Annotated in this window: 17 protein-coding genes; 9 read left to right on the top strand and 8 right to left on the bottom strand. The window is 33.4% G+C overall.

The annotated features are described in order from the left end of the window. Positions 1–187: 187 nt before the first annotated feature. Positions 188–817, top strand: coding sequence for a DUF4230 domain-containing protein (locus tag IW18_RS09790; protein ID WP_041517405.1), 630 nt, complete (start codon positions 188–190; stop codon positions 815–817). A 202-nt stretch (positions 818–1,019) separates the two neighbouring features. On the opposite strand, the gene IW18_RS09785 is transcribed toward IW18_RS09790, so the two are convergent. From IW18_RS09785 to IW18_RS09760, 6 genes are all read right to left on the bottom strand, one after another. Then, positions 1,020–2,777 carry an aromatic amino acid hydroxylase gene (locus tag IW18_RS09785; RefSeq protein ID WP_041517404.1) on the bottom strand — a complete coding sequence of 586 codons (1,758 nt, stop codon included), beginning with the start codon at positions 2,775–2,777 and terminating at the stop codon, positions 1,020–1,022. A 113-nt stretch (positions 2,778–2,890) separates the two neighbouring features. Continuing rightward, positions 2,891–3,274, bottom strand: coding sequence for a group III truncated hemoglobin (locus IW18_RS09780; RefSeq protein ID WP_041517403.1), 384 nt, complete (start codon positions 3,272–3,274; stop codon positions 2,891–2,893). Positions 3,275–3,355: 81 nt separating this feature from the next. Next, the gene (ilvA, locus tag IW18_RS09775) at positions 3,356–4,600 is read right to left on the bottom strand and encodes a threonine ammonia-lyase IlvA (RefSeq protein WP_041517402.1); all 1,245 of its coding nucleotides are present in this window, start codon (positions 4,598–4,600) and stop codon (positions 3,356–3,358) included. A 250-nt stretch (positions 4,601–4,850) separates the two neighbouring features. Further along, the gene (locus tag IW18_RS09770; protein WP_041517401.1) at positions 4,851–5,390 is read right to left on the bottom strand and encodes a DUF4136 domain-containing protein; all 540 of its coding nucleotides are present in this window, start codon (positions 5,388–5,390) and stop codon (positions 4,851–4,853) included. Positions 5,391–5,461: 71 nt separating this feature from the next. After that, the gene (locus IW18_RS09765; RefSeq protein WP_041517400.1) at positions 5,462–7,438 is read right to left on the bottom strand and encodes a urocanate hydratase; all 1,977 of its coding nucleotides are present in this window, start codon (positions 7,436–7,438) and stop codon (positions 5,462–5,464) included. 363 nt (positions 7,439–7,801) lie between these two features. Further along, on the bottom strand, positions 7,802–7,987 hold the full coding sequence (locus IW18_RS09760; protein ID WP_041517399.1) for a DUF5522 domain-containing protein: 186 nt from the start codon (positions 7,985–7,987) through the stop codon (positions 7,802–7,804). Between the two features lie 104 nt (positions 7,988–8,091). Here IW18_RS09760 and IW18_RS09755 point away from each other — a divergent pair, with 104 nt between their 5' ends. From IW18_RS09755 to IW18_RS09735, 5 genes are all read left to right on the top strand, one after another. Further along, positions 8,092–8,430, top strand: a complete 339-nt coding sequence (locus IW18_RS09755) for a hypothetical protein (RefSeq protein WP_041517398.1) — start codon at positions 8,092–8,094, stop codon at positions 8,428–8,430. A gap of 6 nt (positions 8,431–8,436) precedes the next feature. Then, positions 8,437–9,333 (top strand): 1-aminocyclopropane-1-carboxylate deaminase/D-cysteine desulfhydrase, encoded by an 897-nt coding sequence (locus IW18_RS09750; RefSeq protein ID WP_041517397.1) that lies wholly within the window; start codon positions 8,437–8,439, stop codon positions 9,331–9,333. Next, on the top strand, positions 9,326–10,243 hold the full coding sequence (locus tag IW18_RS09745; protein ID WP_041517396.1) for a glucosaminidase domain-containing protein: 918 nt from the start codon (positions 9,326–9,328) through the stop codon (positions 10,241–10,243). Before IW18_RS09750 ends, IW18_RS09745 begins: the two co-directional genes overlap by 8 nt. Before the next feature lie 53 nt (positions 10,244–10,296). Next, positions 10,297–11,583, top strand: a complete 1,287-nt coding sequence (gene hemL / locus IW18_RS09740) for a glutamate-1-semialdehyde 2,1-aminomutase (RefSeq protein WP_041517395.1) — start codon at positions 10,297–10,299, stop codon at positions 11,581–11,583. A gap of 185 nt (positions 11,584–11,768) precedes the next feature. After that, positions 11,769–14,243, top strand: coding sequence for a zinc-dependent metalloprotease (locus tag IW18_RS09735; protein WP_041517394.1), 2,475 nt, complete (start codon positions 11,769–11,771; stop codon positions 14,241–14,243). 52 nt (positions 14,244–14,295) lie between these two features. Here the strand turns inward: IW18_RS09735 and IW18_RS09730 are convergent, their stop codons facing one another. Further along, positions 14,296–14,736, bottom strand: a complete 441-nt coding sequence (locus IW18_RS09730) for a hypothetical protein (protein ID WP_041517393.1) — start codon at positions 14,734–14,736, stop codon at positions 14,296–14,298. Positions 14,737–14,927: 191 nt separating this feature from the next. Between IW18_RS09730 and IW18_RS09725 the strand changes: the two genes are divergently transcribed. After that, positions 14,928–15,953 carry a 2-hydroxyacid dehydrogenase gene (locus IW18_RS09725; RefSeq protein WP_041517392.1) on the top strand — a complete coding sequence of 342 codons (1,026 nt, stop codon included), beginning with the start codon at positions 14,928–14,930 and terminating at the stop codon, positions 15,951–15,953. Positions 15,954–16,060: 107 nt separating this feature from the next. Next, positions 16,061–16,663, top strand: a complete 603-nt coding sequence (locus IW18_RS09720) for a hypothetical protein (protein WP_041517391.1) — start codon at positions 16,061–16,063, stop codon at positions 16,661–16,663. A 68-nt stretch (positions 16,664–16,731) separates the two neighbouring features. Here the strand turns inward: IW18_RS09720 and lysS are convergent, their stop codons facing one another. After that, positions 16,732–18,429: a lysine--tRNA ligase gene (gene lysS / locus IW18_RS09715; protein WP_041517390.1), complete on the bottom strand. Its 1,698-nt coding sequence runs from the start codon at positions 18,427–18,429 to the stop codon at positions 16,732–16,734. A 362-nt stretch (positions 18,430–18,791) separates the two neighbouring features. Here lysS and IW18_RS09710 point away from each other — a divergent pair, with 362 nt between their 5' ends. Next, positions 18,792–19,508, top strand: coding sequence for a hypothetical protein (locus IW18_RS09710; RefSeq protein ID WP_041517719.1), 717 nt, complete (start codon positions 18,792–18,794; stop codon positions 19,506–19,508). Positions 19,509–19,510: the final 2 nt, after the last annotated feature.

The following is a 19,510-nucleotide window of genomic DNA, read 5'->3' as shown; positions in this document are numbered from 1 at the left end:
TTTCACGAATTTTCACTAATTCGCAGTTTGTGTATAATAAGTAATTTCACAAATTTTAAATTCGTATCATTAATAAATTATAGACAAAGCATTAGTGAAAATTCGTGAAATTCGTGGCAAAAGAATAATAATTCATGCCATGTAAAAATAAAAAAAAGAAGTAAATTCGTCTAAACAATTTAATAGAATGCAAAACTTAGTCAAAAGAATTATAGGAATCGGAGTTATTGTTTTAGCCATTATTTTGGCTTTCAAATATTGCGAATTCAAAAAAGCCGACGATTCTACAATCGATTATAACACCAATTTAATTCAACAACAAATCTTGAACGTTGGTAAATTGGTAGTTACCGAAGGACATTTCTCTGAAGTTATAACCTATAAAAATCAGCAGAAATATTTAATGGATATGGTTTCTTTTGAGAAGAAAGCTCTAGTGGTTGTTAATGCAAATGTTACCGTAGCGTATGATTTGCATAAAATGAAATATGATATTGACGAGAAGAACAAAACAATCACGATTTTAAATATTCCAAAAGAAGAAATTACAATCAATCCCGATATTCAGTTTTATGATGTAGAACAAAGTAAACTGAATCCGTTTACAGGAGACGATTACAATAAAATAAATAAATCTGTAAAAGCAAATTTGGCTAAAAAGATTGAAAATTCTACACTTAAAACAAACGCGCAAAACAGACTAATCAGCGAATTGTCTAAAATTTTAATTTTAACCAATTCTATGGGTTGGAAACTACAATACAACGGAAAAACTATCGAATCTGAAAAAGAATTGAATCAGGATTTAAAGTTGTAAATTGAGGTTTAGAGGTTCAGAGTAACAAAGGTTCAGAGTAACAAAGGTTCAAAGTGACAAAGGTTCAGAGGTCATAGCTTTTTTGCAAACTTGTCATTTCGACCGAAGAGAGACATCACAAAAGAAACTCGACAAAGAAAGTTTTTAATCTCGGTCTATTAGGTGTGATTTCTCTCTTCGGTCGAAATGACAAACTATAGTTTTAGCATTTCTCTTTATCAAAAATCAAATCTAAACCTCCAGAAATTAAATGCGCCACTTCAGGACGTTTTATTTTCAATTGATCCAGATAAACCAATACTTCCTGTAAAAGTTGTTTTTCATCAGAATCTTTCAAAAGTTCTGCAATTTCAACAGAAAGCAACCAATCGTTAGTATGATTTTTTTGAAGTTTTTCAAAGACAGCTTTTAGCTCAGATTTAGAATCTTTATTTTCTCTAATCAGGCGAACTGTTTGATAAAGAACTTCTAAATCATCACGCTCTTCTGAGTGTTTTGCTTTTATAGTAGTAGTTTTTGGAACTGTATTTATAAGGTCAAAGCTATTCACATCGGCTGGACCGGAAAAAGCAGAAACAACTTTTTTACCAATTGCCATATCATAATTACCCCATTCTGGCGCAAACAAAACTGTTTCGCCGTGAGTAACGGTACAATTTCTAAAACTGATTAAAATAATTTCTCCGTGTAAGTTTCTCGAACCAGTAATAATTTCACCTTCAACAATAATATTGCCTTCAAATTCCAATTTTACAGTTTCGTTTTCGACGATACTATACGCTTGTAAATCTTTCGGGCTCATATCTTCAATCGCTAAATTAAAGCCTTTCAGTTTCCCAATCGGGCTTCCAAATCCGTGTGGATGCGTTAAAGTTCCGTGACCAACTAATTCTTTTTCACGATAAGATAAAGCCGTTTTTCCTGTGGTTTGAATGTAAACAGGTTTTCCTTCCTCTTCTTCAACATTTGTAAAAACACCTGAGATTTGTAAACCAGTACTCAATTCAATAGTCCCTAAAGCGTTAGAATGAATTAGTTTTTGAATTCCAGAAATACCTCCGGTTCTCAACGCCATTTTATTGGCAAATTCTTCCAGAATCAAACTTAAATAAGAAAAATTAGGCGTAACATAAAGTTGAGGTTGTAACTGCGTAATATCAAAATTTTGATTCGCGGCCGAGATGTCATAAGGAATTTTCTTCACGTTATCGGTCATGCACCAAGCACTTTCACCAATAGACGAAAGTAATCCTGCACCGTATATTTTAGGGTCTTCGACAGTTCCAATCAAGCCATATTCAACAGTCCACCAATGTAGATTTCGAATCTGAGCCATTTCAGACAATTCGCCCATATTATTTTGTAAATCGGCAACCGCTTTTTCGGCTTCATCAATTTTTTCCTGAGGTGTATCTTCCGCCTCTTTCAAAATCGAAAGCAAACGAATCGCTTCGTACATTTGATAATCTTTATGAGATGAAATCGCTTTACAACCAATTTCACCAAAACGGCGCAAATACTCAGCATATTCAGGATTTGCAATAATAGGAGCATGGCCTGCACCTTCGTGAATAATATCCGGTGCTGGTGTATATTCTATATGTTCTAATTGACGAATATCTGAGGCAATAACCAAAACGTTGTAAGCCTGAAATTCCATAAATGCATTTGGCGGAATAAATCCGTCAACGGCAACAGCAGCCCAGCCAATTTCAGTCAGAATTCTATTCATTCCGTACATACTTGGAATAGAATCAATCTCGATTCCAGTTTTGCGTAAACCGTCTAAATACGAGCTATGTGCTACTTTTGATAAATAATCTACATTTTTGCGCATTACGTATCGCCAAACCGCCTGATTAATGGGCGTGTAATCGCTATAATCTTGTGGCTTAATAAATTGCTTTAAATGTTTAGGCAATCGCTCTAATAATGGATTTGTTTCAATGCTTGCATTCATCTTGAAAACGTTGTAGATTAGATTGTAAAATTACGAATTTAAGCTACCTTTTTTGTGATAATAATCACAAAAGTTTTATTCGAAATGATATTTTTTGCTTTTTTCGAATTAATTTATTGTTTTTCAGCATTTCTAAAATATTCAATTTTATAATTGAACATATATGCCATATTTGCCGCTCTAACTTTTGCTTCTTCGGCTAATTTTCCAACAAATAAAAAATCTACAGTCGAAGTAAAAATTTCCATCCAGCGATCAAAATGAGCTTGATCTATTGGTAGTTGTTTATGTGGAGGAAATGGACTTCCAGAATAAGTGTGTTCTTCTAATAAAATAGTCTGCCAAAAGCGGTACATTTTTTCGAGATGTTCAGGCCATCTTCCTAACATTTTTTGGTTAAAAATTGGACCTATCAAATCGTCGTCCTGCACTTTTGCATAAAAAGTATTTACTAAAAGTTTAATATCGCCTAAGCTTGAAATATCTTGAGTTGCCATTTTCTTTGGTATAAAATTCAGATGGCAAAAATACAATACAACTGAGTCTTTGTTTTCTGATAATTATCATTTAACTTTTTTTTATCCAATTAACTGCGCAAATAGATCGTGCTTGTCGTTTAAATATTGAAACTCAAAACCGTTTTTGGTCATATTCATTTTAATTGCCTGAATGTCTTTTTTGTTTTTTAATTCTAATCCAACTACTACAGAACCCACTTCTCGACTGTTTTTCTTGGCAAACTGAAAATAAGTGATGTCATCGTCAGGTCCTAAAATATTGTTTACAAATTCTTTTAAAGCTCCGGGACGTTGCGGAAACTGAATCATAAAATAATGCATTAAACCTTCATAAAGTAATGAACGTTCTTTTATTTCGGCAGTTCTTTCAATATCATTGTTGCTTCCGCTTACAACGCAAACTACATTTTTGCCTTTAATTTTGTCTTTATAAAAATCCAGTGCTGCAATTGTTAATGCTCCGGCAGGTTCTACAACCATTGCTTCTTCATTATACAAACGTAAAATGGTAGTGCATACTTTGCCTTCGGGAACGAGGATAATATCATCCAGATTATTACGACAGATTTCAAAAGTGAGGTCGCCAACTTGTTTTACGGCAGCGCCATCAACAAATTTGTCTATTGTTTTTAAGGCTGTATTTTTGTTTTCTTCAATAGAAGTTTTCATGGATGGAGCACCTTTTGGTTCAACTCCAATGATTTTGGTATTTGGACTCAAATGTTTAAAAACTTCAGATAAACCAGAAGCTAATCCGCCGCCGCCAATTGGAACAAAAACATAATCGATAGGTTCTTTAAAGCTTTCAAGAATTTCTAAGCCAACAGTTCCCTGACCTGCAATTACTTTTTCATCGTCAAAAGGATGAATAAATATTTTATAGTTTTGGATTGCATCTGCAGTTGCCGATGCATAAGCATCATCAAAAGTATCGCCCGTAAGAACGATCTCAACAAATGATTTCCCAAATAGTTGTACCTGTTTTACTTTTTGTTTTGGAGTGGTTTTAGGCATGTAAATTTTGCCGTTTATCTTTAACAGATTACAAGAGTATGCTACGCCTTGTGCATGGTTTCCCGCGCTGGCGCAAACAATTCCAATTGCTTTTTCGGTATCATTTAGCGAAGAAATTTTGTTGTAAGCACCTCTAATTTTATACGATCGTACAATTTGTAAATCTTCTCTTTTTAATAAAATTGTAGATTTAAATTCATCCGAAAGGTTGAGATTTTGTGTGAGTGGAGTAGCGGCAACTACATTTTCCAGTTGCTTTTTGGCAGCAAGTACTTCGTTAAATAGATTCATAATTTTATGTTGTTGTTTCTTGCCACAGATTAAAAAGATTATAAGAATTTTTAATCTGTGAGAATCCGTGAAATCTGTGGCAAAATAATTAAAATAAAAAACCTCCCGATTTGGGAGGTTTAATAAATTGTATTTTGTTTACTTATTTATATAATACCTCACTATTATTGCTGAATAGCAATAATATTAATAGAGATAATAATGATATTTAAGTTTTTCATTTTAGATAATTGAATCGCAAATGTATTAATTATTTTTTTACCGGAGGATATTGTGCTAAAATTTTAGCAACAAACTCGGCAACTTTTGCATCTTTTTTATCTACGTTTTTGGTTAAGGTTCGTACACCTTCACCTTGCCAGATCATTTCTTTCTTTTTGGCATCAATAAAATCAATGAATAAAGTTCCTTCTGTAGAAGTAGAAACGGTAGTTTGGTTTCCTCCGTACATCATGTAAGGATTCCATCCCCAACCCCAACCGTAACCCCATCCGGCGCTAAACTGGTTTACATTAACTTGCTCTCTTGCTTTAGTAAAAATGTTAATTAATAAATCAGGATTGTCGCTTTTGGTTAAACCTTTGGCTTGCATTTGCTCATCTATAGCACGTAGAATACGTCTTTTATCCAAATCAGAAATTTCGACCTTGTCAATTCCAGGCTTAAAAAAAGCATAGGTTTTATAAGGAGCAAAATCTACGTTTTTATCGTAATCAGAGTAAACACTAACAGTGCTGCAAGAGGCTAGTATCAAAAGCAAAAAAACGGGTACTAATTTGAATGTTTTCATATGTTTAAAATTTTAATGTTCTTTTTTTTCTTGGTAAGCCTTTCGACTTCGCTCAAGGTGAAAATCTTTATCTAAAATAGCTTTTCGTCTACTATATTAGGTAAAGTTACTTTTAATAATGGCTGAACTTCCATCGCTCTTTTTATGGCAAAAATAGCTTCGTCGTTTCGAGCCCAGCTTCGTCTTGAAATTCCGTTGTTAACATCCCAGAAAAGCATTGATGCTAAACGTTTTGAAGCCTCTTTAGAACCATCAAGAACCATACCAAAGCCACCATTTATAACCTCTCCCCAGCCAACTCCGCCACCATTATGTATAGAAACCCAGGTTGCTCCTCTAAAACTATCTCCAATCACGTTTTGAATCGCCATATCGGCCGTAAATCGTGATCCGTCGTAGATGTTTGAAGTTTCTCTGTAAGGAGAATCAGTTCCAGAAACATCATGATGATCGCGCCCCAAAACAACAGTTCCAATTTCGCTTTTGGCAATCGCTTGATTAAAAGCTTCTGCTATTTTAATTCTTCCCTCGGCATCAGCATAAAGAATTCTGGCTTGAGAACCAACCACCAATTTATTTTCCTGCGCGCCTTTAATCCATTTAATGTTATCCTGCATTTGTTGCTGAATTTCATTTGGAGAAGTTTTTGCCAATTCTTCTAAAACATGACTTGCAATGGTATCTGTTTTTTGTAAATCTTCGGGTTTTCCTGAAGTACAAACCCATCTAAAAGGTCCAAAACCATAATCAAAACACATTGGTCCCATAATATCCTGAACATAACTCGGATATTTAAAATCGATATTATTCTCTGCCATTACATCTGCACCAGCACGAGAAGCTTCTAGTAAAAAGGCATTTCCGTAATCAAAAAAGTACGTTCCTTTTGCGGTATGTTTGTTTATTGCTTTCGCTTGTCGGCGTAAAGATTCTTGTACTTTTTCTTTGAATAACTCAGGATTGTTGGCCATCATTTCATTAGCCTCTTCAAACGAAATTCCAACAGGATAATATCCTCCAGCCCAAGGATTATGAAGCGAAGTTTGGTCAGAACCTAAATCAATTTTGATATTTTCCTGATCGAAACATTCCCAAACATCAACTACATTTCCTAAATAAGCAATAGAAACCACTTCTTTATTGGCTTTCGCCAAAGTGACTCTTTTTACCAATTCTTCAGTAGAAGTTACAATCTCGTTAATCCATCCTTGTTCGTGACGAATTTTAGTAATCTTAGGATTTACTTCGGCACAAACAGTAATACAGCCTGCAATATTTCCGGCTTTTGGTTGTGCGCCAGACATTCCGCCAAGTCCTGAAGTTACGAATACATTACCTTCGGGATTTAGTTTTATTTTTCTAAAACCATTTAAAACTGTAATCGTAGTTCCGTGTACAATTCCTTGAGGTCCAATGTACATATAACTTCCTGCCGTCATTTGTCCGTATTGCGAAACACCCAAGGCGTTCATTTTTTCCCAATCGTCCGGTTTAGAATAATTTGGGATAACCATTCCGTTGGTAACTACAACTCTTGGTGCTTCAGCATGAGAAGGGAATAATCCCATTGGATGTCCTGAGTACATTGTTAAAGTTTGCTCGTCTGTCATTTCAGACAAGTATTGCATCGTTAATAAATATTGAGCCCAGTTTTGAAAAACAGCTCCGTTACCACCATATGTAATTAATTCATGCGGATGTTGCGCCACAGCATAATCCAGATTGTTCTGAATCATATGCATAATGGCTTTTGCTTGTATTGATTTTCCTGGATACTCGTCAATTGGACGCGCATACATTCTGTAATCCGGACGTAAACGATACATATATATACGACCATATTTTTCTAATTCTTCAGAGAATTCCTGAATTAATTCCGCATGATGTTTTGGTTCAAAATAGCGTAATGCATTTTTTAAAGCGAGTTTTTTTTCTTCTGCCGAAAGTATTTCTTTTCGTTTTGGCGCGTGGTTAATTGCCAAATCGTAAGTTGCCTTTGGAGGTAATATAGATGGAATTCCTTGTTTTATTTGTTCTTGAAAAGTCATTTTTTTTTAAGAGATGCTAAGTTGCTAAGAATCTAAGACGCTAAGGTATTTTAGTTAGATTAACAACAGATTAATTTTTTGTTTTTTAAAATTATTTTGTCCTGCTAGGACTTAAATGTGACTAACGGTTAATTGATGCAATTGGAATTTGGAATTTATTCGAATTATCTCATTTTCAAATTGTCACATTTTCTAATTAAAAAAACTAGGGATAACGGATATCCGACCTATGATAGGATTTGTGGATGGTAATCCTAAATTTTCGCAAGAGAATATCCATATAATATTTTAGATTGGTGATTTTAGATTTTAGATTGTTGATCTATTTTTTAAAATTATCTCATTATCAAATTGACACATTCTCTAATTAGATTTTTTTCTAATTTGACCTGTGTTTTTATCAAATCCGTACGGACAATGACGGCAGCCGCTTTTGCAACAATATCCACGTTTTAGGTGGTGTTTTTCAGTAAAGCATTTATAACCTTCGGGCGTATAGTAAAAATCTTCGCCTTCGATTAATTTATTTTCATTACTTTGCTCTTTCATAAATCTGCTTAGAGTTAGCGTTTTTCTTTTATTAGAATCAAATTTATTATGATTTTAATGAAATCGAACATTTTTTATCTACAAATTTATAAATTTTACAGCCAATGTTTCTGATTGTTGCTAAATATTTAATTCCTAAAGGATATCGAGGAATGACTGTGTTTCCCTTTGTATTGATGAAATACGATTTTGATAGAGAAAATCAGATTTTTATAAATCACGAAAAAATACATTTAAGACAGCAATTGGAACTGTTGATTCTGCCTTTTTTTATTTGGTATTTTTTAGAGTATTTACTACGTCTTGTGCAATACAAAAATGCAGCTTTGGCCTATCGAAATATTAGTTTTGAAAGAGAAGCTTATGCTAATGAAACAGATTTAAATTATTTAAAAAACCGCTCTTTTTTAGGCTTTTTTAAGTACTTAACATTAAAACAATAATAGACTTTGAATCAAGAAATTTATATCACTTTTCCAAATGATATTTCATTAACCATAAAACGCGAAGATTTAATTCATTCGTTTGTTTCGGGCAATAAATTCAGGAAGTTAAAGTATAATTTACTTCAGGCGAAAGCCGAAAATAAAGAAACTTTATTGACTTTTGGAGGTGCATTTTCGAACCATATTGCTGCGGTGGCGTATGCTGGAAAAGAGCAAGGTTTTAAAACGATTGGTATTATTCGTGGTGATGAATTAAGAGCTAAAATTGAAGAGAATCCAACTTTAAAATTTGCTCAGGAAAACGGAATGCAATTTGAATTTGTATCGAGGGAGGAATACCGACTTAAAAGTGAAATTTCATTTTTGGAAAAGCTCAAAGATAAGTTTGGCGATTTTTATTTGGTTCCTGAAGGCGGTACAAATGAGTTGGCGGTAAAAGGCTGCGAAGAGATTTTGACTGAAGAAGATTCTATCTATAATTATGTTTGCTGTGCGGTTGGAACTGGCGGAACAATCTCCGGATTAATTAATAGCGCCTTGCCAAATCAGAAAATTTTAGGGTTTCCTGCGCTAAAAGGTGACTTTTTAAACGATGAAATTTGTATTTTTGCAAAGAAAGACAACTGGAATTTAATATCTGACTATCATTTTGGAGGTTATGGCAAGATAAATTTAGAATTAATTGAATTTATCAATAGTTTTTTTGAAGAAACAAAAGTGCCTTTAGATCCAATTTATACAGGAAAGATGGTTTTTGGCGTTATAGATTTAATACATAAAAACTATTTTCCTGAGCATTCAAAAATATTACTCATTCATACCGGCGGATTACAAGGAATTGAAGGGATGAATATGAAATTGAAGCAGAAAAAATTACCAATACTCAAAAGCAATGGTTAAAAAAATATTTACATTCATAATTTTGGCAACTTTAGTAAGTTGTTCTTCTAGTAAACCTGCAATTGCGACGACAAAAAGGGCAGCAGAGATTCAGAGAACAAGAGTCGCAACTACTAAAAAACAGGCTCCAATTAAGCCAATAGCTAAAAATTACCCTTCTACAAATAATACAACTGAGGTTATTCAATCTACTTCAAAAACAGTTGTAAACAGCGATTTAATCAATAATTACATTTTACAGTTTAAGGATATTGCAATGGGCAATATGCAAAAATACGGCATTCCGGCTAGTATAATTTTGGCACAGGGAATTTTAGAATCTGGTGCAGGAAAAGGAGATTTGGCTATGACGGCTAATAATCATTTTGGAATTAAGTGTCATAAAGATTGGCTGGGCGAAAGTGTACGTCATGACGATGACTCGGAACAGGAATGTTTTAGAAAATATTCAGAGGCTTCAGAATCTTATCGTGATCATGCTTTGTTTTTGGTTGGAAAAAATAGATACGCAAGTTTATTTACTTACGAAAAAGACGATTATAAAGCTTGGGCAAAAGGATTGAGAGCATGCGGATATGCTACAGATCCAAATTATCCTGATAAATTAATAAGTTATATCGAACGTTATAATTTGCATCAATACGATTGTCTGATTACAGGAAGAAACTATAAACCTTTTGAGAAATCGGCAGCAACAAAAAGTACTTCGACTCCAAATAGAAGTACATCAACTCCAAGCAGAAGCATTGCAAATTCGAATTCGAACGATCCAAATTTATACGAGGTTCAAAAAGGAGATACTCTATATTCGATATCAAAAAAATTCAACTTATTGGTCGATGACTTAAAACAAAAAAATAATCTTTCAGATAATGCAATTTCTATTGGGCAGCGATTGAAAGTGAAATAATTATCAATTGATAATTGACTATTAACAATTATCAAGAAATCTAAAATATAAAAATGTTATATAAAAGAAGTAGTCAGCTTTTTGCTGAAGCAGAAAAAGTAATTCCGGGAGGAGTAAATTCGCCAGTAAGAGCCTTTAAAGCAGTAGGAGGAACTCCAATTTTTGTAAAAAGTGCCAAAGGTGCTTATTTGTATGATGAGGACGGAAATAAATTGATAGATTATATCAACTCTTGGGGACCAATGGTTTTGGGTCACGCTTACCAACCTGTTGTTGATGCTGTAATCGAAAAAGCAAAGTTGGGAACTTCATTTGGAATGCCAACTGAACTGGAAACTGAAATTGCTGCTTTGGCGGTTTCGATGGTTCCAAATATTGATAAAATTAGATTTGTAAATTCTGGTACAGAAGCTTGTATGAGCGCGATTCGTTTGGCTCGTGGATTTACAAAAAGAGATAAAATTATAAAATTTGCAGGTTGTTACCACGGACATTCTGATTCATTTTTGATTCAGGCTGGAAGTGGAGCTGTAACATTTGGTTCTCCAAATAGTCCTGGAGTTACGGAGGGAACTGCAAAAGATACTTTGTTGGCAAAGTACAATGATTTAGAAAATGTAAAAACTTTAATCGAAGCGAATAAAGGAGAAATTGCAGCCATTATTATCGAAGCTGTTGCAGGAAATATGGGTTGTATTCCGCCTCAAAAAGGTTTCCTTGAAGGTTTAAGAGAATTGTGTACTGCAAACGGAATTTTATTAATTTTTGATGAGGTAATGACAGGTTTTCGTTTGGCTCGCGGTGGAGTTCAGGAATTGTATAATATCAATGCTGATATTGTAACTTTCGGGAAAGTAATTGGTGGAGGTTTACCAGTTGGTGCTTTTGCTGCACGTGAAGAAATCATGAATTATTTGGCGCCGCTTGGGCCAGTTTATCAAGCAGGAACGTTGTCTGGAAATCCGTTAGCAATGGCTGCGGGATTAGCAATGTTGCAATCGTTAAATAATGACCGTGAAATTTTTACGCGTTTAGAAGAAAAAACGGCTTACTTAGAAGCAGGAATTGATCGCGTTTTAAAAGCAAACAATGTCGATTTTACTATTAATAGAGTAGGATCAATGATTTCTGTTCACTTTGATGCAAATCCGGTTGTAGATTTTCAAACCGCAGCAAAAGGAGATAATGAAACGTTCAAGAAATTTTTCCACGGTTTATTGCAAGAAGGAATTTATATTGCTCCATCTGCTTACGAAACTTGGTTTATTACAGATGCATTAACTTATGAAGATTTAGATTTTACAATTAATGCTATTGATAAGGTTTCAAAGACATTTTAAAACGTAAAAACTAGAATATATTTTTTTCAATTTAAGGTTCAGCTTTTTAGTAAAGTTGAACCTTTTTTTATGATTTTATGTTTTAAAGCGTAATAGTTAATAAAATGTTAACGGTAATGTTTTTCTGCATATATTTAGAATAAAAATTATTTTTGTTTGTCAAATAACCATTAAACCTACCATAAATGAATAAATTTTTCATTTTTATTACAATGACAGTATTTATGCTGTTTCCTGCTCAACAGTTTGCCCAATCAAATAAGAAAGAGCCAAAAAAAGGAGAACCTGTTGTTGCTCCAACAGAAAAAAAATCAGAATCGACAATTAAAGATTATAGTAAAGTAATTACAAAAGATGCTGTTTCTGATGATGGACTTTTTAAAGTTCACAAAGTAGACAAAAAATACTACTTCGAAATTCCAAATAAATATTTAGATAAGGATATGCTTTTAGTAAGCAGATTGTCTAAACTTCCTGCTAATTTGGGTGGAGGATATGTAAATGCAGGATCTGAAACGAACGAGCAATTGATCGTTTGGCAACGTTTTCAGGATAAAATTCTCATTAAATCAAAATCATATAATGCTGTTGCAAATGATACTTTGCCCATTAGTCTTTCGGTAAAATCAAACAATTACGAGCCCACTTTATTTGCTTTTGATATTGTTGCTTTTAGTAAAGATTCTGCCAATACTGTAATAGATGTTACTAAGTTTTATAGTACAGATGTAAAAGCAATTAGCGGAATATCTGCCGAAATGCGCGAAACTTATAAAGTAAAAGGACTTGATGATTCAAGAAGTTTTATTAATGGAATTAAAAGTTTTCCGATGAATATCGAAGTAATTCAGGATATGACTTATAATGCTTCGAAACCATCAATGTTGGAGGCAACTGAGTCGATAAGTATTCAAATGAATCAATCGATGGTTTTATTGCCAGAAGTACCAATGAAGCCAAGATTGGCGGATTCGAGAGTTGGTTATTTTAGTGTAAGCCAATACGATTATGGAAGTAATGAATTAAAATCTGATCTTAAAACTTATATTCGTCGTTGGAGATTGGAGCCAAAAGATCCGGAAGCTTATGCAAGAGGAGAATTGGTTGAGCCTATAAAACCTATTGTTTATTATTTAGATCCTGCAACGCCTGAAAAACTTAGAAAATATATAAAATTAGGAATCGAGGAATGGCAAAAACCTTTTGAAACGGCTGGTTTTAAAAATGCTATTATTGCTAAAGATGCTCCAACTAAAGAAGAAGATCCTGATTTTAGCCCAGAAGATGTTCGTTATTCTGTTATTCGTTACGTAGCAAGTACAACTCGAAATGCGGTTGGGCCAAGTGTTTCAGACCCAAGAACGGGTGAAATTATCGAGAGTGATGTAATTTGGTATCACAATCATTTACGCTCTTATAGAAATAGATATATGTTAGAAACAGGAGCAGCAAATCCTTCAGCGAGAACTTTACAAACCAGTGATGAAGAAATGGGCGATATGATGCGAATGGTTATTGCTCACGAAGTTGGACATGCCTTAGGATTTCCGCATAATATGGGCGCAAGTTGTGCTTATGATGTTGAAAGTTACAGAAACGGTAATTTTACACAGCAAAACGGAATCTCGGCTAGTATAATGGATTATGCTCGTTTTAATTATATTGCACAACCGGGAGATAAAAATATTCGTTTTATTCGTAAAATGGGAGCTTACGATCATTATGCATTAAATTGGGGATACCGTGTGATTCCTAATACAAAATCGCCTCAGGATGAAGTTAAAACTTTAGACAAATGGATTTTAGATAAAGCAGGGAATCCTGTTTATAAATACGGAAAACAGAGTAGTGCATTTGACCCAACAACTCAAACGGAGGATATTGGAAATAATTCGATGAAAGCGAGTTCTTATGGAATGAAAAATCTGGAATATGTAGCCAATCATTTAAGCGAATGGACTAGTACTGTGACTAATAATTATGATGATTTAGATGAGTTGTACAAGGAATTTCTTGACGTTTGGAGCAGATATGTTGGCCATGTAGTGACTAATGTTGGTGGTGTTTATGAAAATACGAAAAAGCCAAATCAGGCTGGGAATATTTATGAAGTTGTACCAAAAGCAAAACAAATAGAAGCGATGAATTGGCTTCAGGCAAATGCTTTTGCTTCGCCAACATGGATTGTTAATATTAATACGCTTAAAAATACTGATGTTGCAGGTTACACTGAAAAATTTAGAAGTTTACAGGTTCGTCATTTAAATAATTTATTAAGTCTTGGACGCATTGGCCGATTGATGGACAATGAAATTCTGGGAACAGATACTTATAAAGCTTTAGATTTATTTAGAGATACTCGAAAAGGAATTTGGAAAGAAGCATCTGCAGCAGGAAATGTAACGATATACAGAAGAAATTTACAGCGTGGTTATATTGATAGAATGGGCGCTTTGATGACTGAGGAAATTAAACCTACAGACAGATCTACAGTATATTATAATGTAGCACAATCTGATTTGAGAGCTTTGGTACGTGGAGAATTAAGTGCTTTAAAAGGGACACTTTTAACTGCAAAAGTAGGACCTGTAAATACTGAAACAAAATATCATTATGAAGATTGTATCAAAAGAATTGATTTGATTTTAAATCCGAAATAATATTATATTAAATAAAAAAGAGGCTATTTAGCCTCTTTTTTGTTGTATTAAATTAGTTGTTTTCTTTTTTGTATTCTTTCATTTTGTCTTTCATCTTATCTTGATTTTCTTTCTGAATGCTTTTCCATTTGTTGTATTGGTCAGCAGTTAGTATAGATTTCATTTTTGCATCATTAGCATCTTTTTCATCCATCATTTGTTTTTTGAAAGCATCTTTTTCAGCAGCAGTAGGTTTTACATTACTGTCTTTTCTATCTTTTCGTTCCTCTTTAATTTTTTCTGCTTTAGCACTTCTATCTACTAAAAGTTGTTTAACCTGAGCTTGTTGATTAGCATCTAAGTTTAGTTCAGATGTTAGTTTTTTTAATTGCTTATCATTACGTTGTTCCGGAGTCAGTTTTTCTCTTGGTTCGCGTGTTGGTTTTTGGTCCGCTTCTTGCGCAAAACTTGCCATTCCAACGAATAACAGAGCTGCGATAAATAATTTTTTCATGATGTAAGTTTTTTAATTGTTATACCAATTAGACTTTATCAAATTAAATAGGTTTAATTGGATCATCAGAATTGTATTTTATTTAACATATTGAACCGTAGAAGATTAAAACGACTCTTTTTGGTTTAAATTGTAGAATTAATTGTTTATTTTTAGGGTACAAACAAGCTAAGAATCTAGAACAAACTACTATGAGTTTAAATACCACATCCAGTAATAATAAAATAGCCTTTTTTTCAACACAGCCTTACGACAAGATTTTCTTTAATAAGTACAATGAAGATTTTGGTTTTGAATTAGACTTTTTCGAAACACAATTAAATCCTCAAACTGTGATTTTAATTGAAAACGCAGCAATAGTTTGTGTTTTTGTGAACGATATTGTAAACGAAGCAGTTATAAAACAATTGTCGGAAAAAAATGTAAAAATTATTGCCTTACGTTGTGCAGGTTTTAATAATGTTGATTTAGAGGCGGCTAAAAAATATAATATAAAAGTTTGTCGCGTACCAGCTTATTCTCCGCAAGCTGTGGCTGAACATGCTATGGCAATGATTTTGACTTTAAATAGAAAAACGCATAAAGCTTATAACAGGGTTCGAGAGCAAAATTTCTCTTTAAACGGATTGTTAGGTTTTGATTTATTTGGAAAAACTATTGGAATTATTGGAACTGGAAATATTGGAAAAGCTTTTGCAAAAATTGCCTTAGGTTTTGGATGTAAGGTCTTGGCATATGATATTGTTACAAATCCGGAAATGGAAAAAGACGGAGTTGTATTTGTTTCTTTAGAAGAAATTTTTAAATCGAGTGATATTATTTCGCTTCATTGCCCATTAAACGATCAAACCAAACACGTGATCAATAAAAAGTCAATTGATTTGATGAAAGATAGTGTTATGATTATCAATACAAGTCGCGGTGCTTTGATCGAAACTGCTTCAGTAATTGAAGGTTTGAAAGAAGGTAAAATTGGTTATTTGGGAATTGATGTTTACGAACAGGAAGAAAAACTATTCTTTAGAGATCTTTCGGATGATATTATTCAGGACGACGCAATTCAGCGTTTAATGAGTTTTCCAAATGTTTTGGTAACGGCTCATCAGGCATTTTTTACGAATGAAGCGTTGACGCAAATTGCTTTGGTTACTTTTGGTAATATAAAATCATTATTGACTCAAAATGATATTGAAAATAAAGCGGCATTGTTGGTTTAATTGAAATCAGATTAGTAAACCCGACAGGTTTTTATCCCGAGACTTCAGGACTATCGAGTTTTTGATGGTGAATATTCGTTGTGTTTTAAACTTATAAAAAAGAAATTATGAAAAGAAAAATTTTAGTGGCATTTGTGATTTTAGGAATGATCTCGTGTCAGAATAAAGTAAAAACAGAAAAAGAAAATGTTGTTGAAGCAGTTGCAAACGATACGTTGACAAAGACAGCGACGGGTAGTGCAGATGTAAGTGATGCTCCTGTAAAGGATGATAAAGCGGTCGAGTTAATTAGAAAACAGCTTTTGGTTTTGCTAAAAGCAGATTTACCAGCTTTGACCAAAGACGATCGATATTTTTATTATAGTGCTTTCGATTTAAATAATGATAAAAAAGACGAGTATTTTGTAGGTTTCTCAAATCCTTATTTTTGCGGAAGCGGCGGTTGCTCAGGATATATTCTAAATAACGACGGGAGCTTAATCAATAAATTTACGGTAACTGATTTCCCAATTTATGTAACCACTTCTGTATCTGAAAAATTCTATGATTTAATAGCTGTAAGTGGAGGAAAATTTCATCTTCTAAAATTGAAAAATGGAAAATATCCGTCAAATCCATCTGTTCAGGAAGTTGTCAAAGAAGACGCTTCAAGAGAAAGTACAAAAGTTTTGGATATTGATGGGAAGAAGTTGGAGAAGTACTCGTTTTAGAAAAAAATAAAACCCGACAGGTTTTTAAAACTTGTCGGGTTTGAATATTATTTAGAATAGAAAAATTATCATACCAATTCAACCATTTTATAATCACCTTCAACAGCAACTTTAGTCAAACCATGTTTTGATAAATTTTTCATAGCTGCATCCCATTTTTTACCGCTTAAATTTGCTGTAACTTTTAGTTGCGCTAAATCCATTTTGTTTTCGTTTTCTTTAAGGAAGTGAATAATTGCTTTCTCTTCGTTAGATAATTCAATTAATTGCTTTTTCTCCGGACGCATTTGCGGGAACAATAAAACTTCTTGAATAGATGCATTGTTTGTTAAGTACATAATTAAACGATCCATACCAATTCCCATTCCAGAAGTTGGAGGCATACCGTATTCAAGTGCTCTTAAGAAATCTTCATCAATAATTCCGTTAGCTTCGTCGTCACCTTTTGCAGCCAAACGCATTTGGTCTTCAAAACGCTCACGCTGATCAATTGGGTCATTTAGTTCAGAATAAGCATTTGCTATTTCTTTACCACAAACCATTAATTCAAAACGCTCCGTAAGTTCAGGATTATCGCGGTGCTCTTTACATAAAGGAGACATTTCTTTAGGGTAATCTGTAATAAAAGTTGGTTGAATGTAATTTCCTTCGCATTTCGCTCCAAAAATTTCATCAATCAATTTTCCTTTACCCATTGTTTTATCAACTTCAATTCCCATTCCTCTTGCAGCGTCAAACAATTCTTCTTCAGTTTTTCCAGAAATGTCAAAACCAGTAAAATGTTTGATCGAATCTGTCATTGTAACGCGTGCATAAGGCGCTTTAAAATTAATTTGGTGTTCGCCAAAAGTAACTTCGCTTGTGCCATTTACAGCTATTGCACAATGTTCCAATAAACCTTCTGCAAATTCCATCATCCAGTTGTAGTCTTTGTAAGCTACATATATTTCCATTGCGGTAAATTCAGGATTATGTGTTCTGTCCATTCCTTCGTTACGGAAGTTTCTAGAGAACTCGTAAACACCTTCAAATCCACCAACGATTAATCTTTTCAAGTATAACTCATTTGCAATACGCATGTAAAGCGGAATATCAAGTGAATTATGGTGCGTGATAAATGGTCTTGCCGAAGCACCACCAGGAATCGATTGTAAAACCGGAGTATCAACTTCAAGATATCCAGCGTCGTTAAAATAACCACGCATTGCAGTAAATAACTTGGTACGTTTGATGAAGGTTTCTTTAACGTGTTGGTTTACTGTTAAATCTACATAACGCATTCTATAACGTAATTCAGCGTCATTAAATGCATCGTGAATATTTCCATCTTCATCAACTTTTGGTAAAGGAAGCGGACGTAATGTTTTACTTAAGAAAGTAAATCCGCTAACGCGAATACATTTTGCACCAACTTGTGTAGTAAACAATTCTCCTTCGATACCAATAAAGTCACCTAAATCGGTTAATTTTTTAAATACGGTGTTGTATAAAGTTTTATCATCACCTTCGCATAAAACATCGCGATTAACGTACAATTGAATACGTCCTTCACTATCCTGCAATTCAGCAAAACAAGCTTTTCCTTGATCTCTAACACTCATCAAACGCCCGGCAACAATCACCTTTTTACCCTCTTCAAAAGATTCCTTAATCTGCTTCGAAGTATGATTTACAGGAAAAAGATTAGCTGGATAAGGATTGATTCCTAAGTTGCGTAAGTTTTGAAGTTTTTCTCTTCGGATGATTTCTTGTTCTGATAATGCCATTTTGTGCTCTTTTTTAAGTGTGCAAAGATAAAGAAAAGAATGTAGATTTTAGAATGCTGTTTTTAGATTTTTTAAAGCATCAAATTATTGTATTTCAATTGCCTTTTGGTCTGCTATCCATTTCAATCTTTGATGCCTCGCGAAGCCTTTGGACTGGCATAAAAGGATTTTATTTCTATCGGGCTATTCAAGAAATTTTAGTTTTCAAAAGAGCTTTTAGTTGTAGTATAGTTAGATTTTTGACATTGTTTTTCTCCTTCGTCAGAATGACAAACAACTCGATGGAATTTAATTTCGATAAGAAATTAAATAAAAAGCTCAGTATCTTAGCCACTCAGAACCTCAGAATCTTTCAGAAAAAAATGATATATATATCCGTTTTAATAATTCTATTTCTCTTTGTAAGTTGTCAAATTACGGAAACCATTTGCCTTAATTCTGACGGAAGTGGCAGTATTGAAGTTTATAGTCTTCGCGACGAAAATAGTTTTCAGCAATTAGGAAAACAACGCTTTGGTTTGGATAAATTTAGAGACACAACATTTGTTTTTCAGGATTATATCTTACAGTATCAGGGAACTTTTATAAAATACAATAAATCCGATCAAGCACTTTTTCAAGAGCATGCTAATGTAAAAATGCATATAAAAGTAGATCCAATTCAAGTAGAAAATTTTAATATAGTTTCGTTAGATTTCAAGAAGTTGGATGAGATTCCTAATCTTTATGAAAGTCTTAGGTTGGCAAATTCTTTAAAAGAAAATTATCCGATAGTGAAGCAATTCTATAAAATTAATTACAGTTTTGATGGATCAATTTTTAAAAGAAAGGGGATAATTACAGATCAGGAAAAATTTGATCTGGATAAAAGAAATGTTGAAGAAAGAGAAAAAATGTATTCGAAATATAAATTGACGCAATCCTATACTTTAAAATATCAGTTTCCAAGAAAAATAAAATCTGTTTCAAATGAAAAAGCGATTGTAAGTTTGGATAAGAAAACAATGACATTAGAATTTCAACTTTCTGATTGTTGGAAAAATCCAGAATTGACAAATTTAGAAGTGATTTTAGAATAAAT

The sequence above is a fragment of the Flavobacterium hibernum genome (assembly GCF_000832125.1).
GTDB lineage: Bacteria > Bacteroidota > Bacteroidia > Flavobacteriales > Flavobacteriaceae > Flavobacterium > Flavobacterium hibernum.
This window is presented reverse-complemented; position numbering and strand designations above follow the sequence as displayed.

Coding starts and splice junctions, on each gene's coding strand:
- IW18_RS09790 (WP_041517405.1), top strand. CDS start 188: ATGCAAAACTTAGTCAAAAGAATTATAGGAATCGGAGTTATTGTTTTA.
- IW18_RS09785 (WP_041517404.1), bottom strand. CDS start 2,777: ATGAATGCAAGCATTGAAACAAATCCATTATTAGAGCGATTGCCTAAA.
- IW18_RS09780 (WP_041517403.1), bottom strand. CDS start 3,274: ATGGCAACTCAAGATATTTCAAGCTTAGGCGATATTAAACTTTTAGTA.
- ilvA (WP_041517402.1), bottom strand. CDS start 4,600: ATGAATCTATTTAACGAAGTACTTGCTGCCAAAAAGCAACTGGAAAAT.
- IW18_RS09770 (WP_041517401.1), bottom strand. CDS start 5,390: ATGAAAACATTCAAATTAGTACCCGTTTTTTTGCTTTTGATACTAGCC.
- IW18_RS09765 (WP_041517400.1), bottom strand. CDS start 7,438: ATGACTTTTCAAGAACAAATAAAACAAGGAATTCCATCTATATTACCT.
- IW18_RS09760 (WP_041517399.1), bottom strand. CDS start 7,987: ATGAAAGAGCAAAGTAATGAAAATAAATTAATCGAAGGCGAAGATTTT.
- IW18_RS09755 (WP_041517398.1), top strand. CDS start 8,092: ATGTTTCTGATTGTTGCTAAATATTTAATTCCTAAAGGATATCGAGGA.
- IW18_RS09745 (WP_041517396.1), top strand. CDS start 9,326: ATGGTTAAAAAAATATTTACATTCATAATTTTGGCAACTTTAGTAAGT.
- hemL (WP_041517395.1), top strand. CDS start 10,297: ATGTTATATAAAAGAAGTAGTCAGCTTTTTGCTGAAGCAGAAAAAGTA.
- IW18_RS09735 (WP_041517394.1), top strand. CDS start 11,769: ATGAATAAATTTTTCATTTTTATTACAATGACAGTATTTATGCTGTTT.
- IW18_RS09730 (WP_041517393.1), bottom strand. CDS start 14,736: ATGAAAAAATTATTTATCGCAGCTCTGTTATTCGTTGGAATGGCAAGT.
- IW18_RS09725 (WP_041517392.1), top strand. CDS start 14,928: ATGAGTTTAAATACCACATCCAGTAATAATAAAATAGCCTTTTTTTCA.
- IW18_RS09720 (WP_041517391.1), top strand. CDS start 16,061: ATGAAAAGAAAAATTTTAGTGGCATTTGTGATTTTAGGAATGATCTCG.
- lysS (WP_041517390.1), bottom strand. CDS start 18,429: ATGGCATTATCAGAACAAGAAATCATCCGAAGAGAAAAACTTCAAAAC.
- IW18_RS09710 (WP_041517719.1), top strand. CDS start 18,792: ATGATATATATATCCGTTTTAATAATTCTATTTCTCTTTGTAAGTTGT.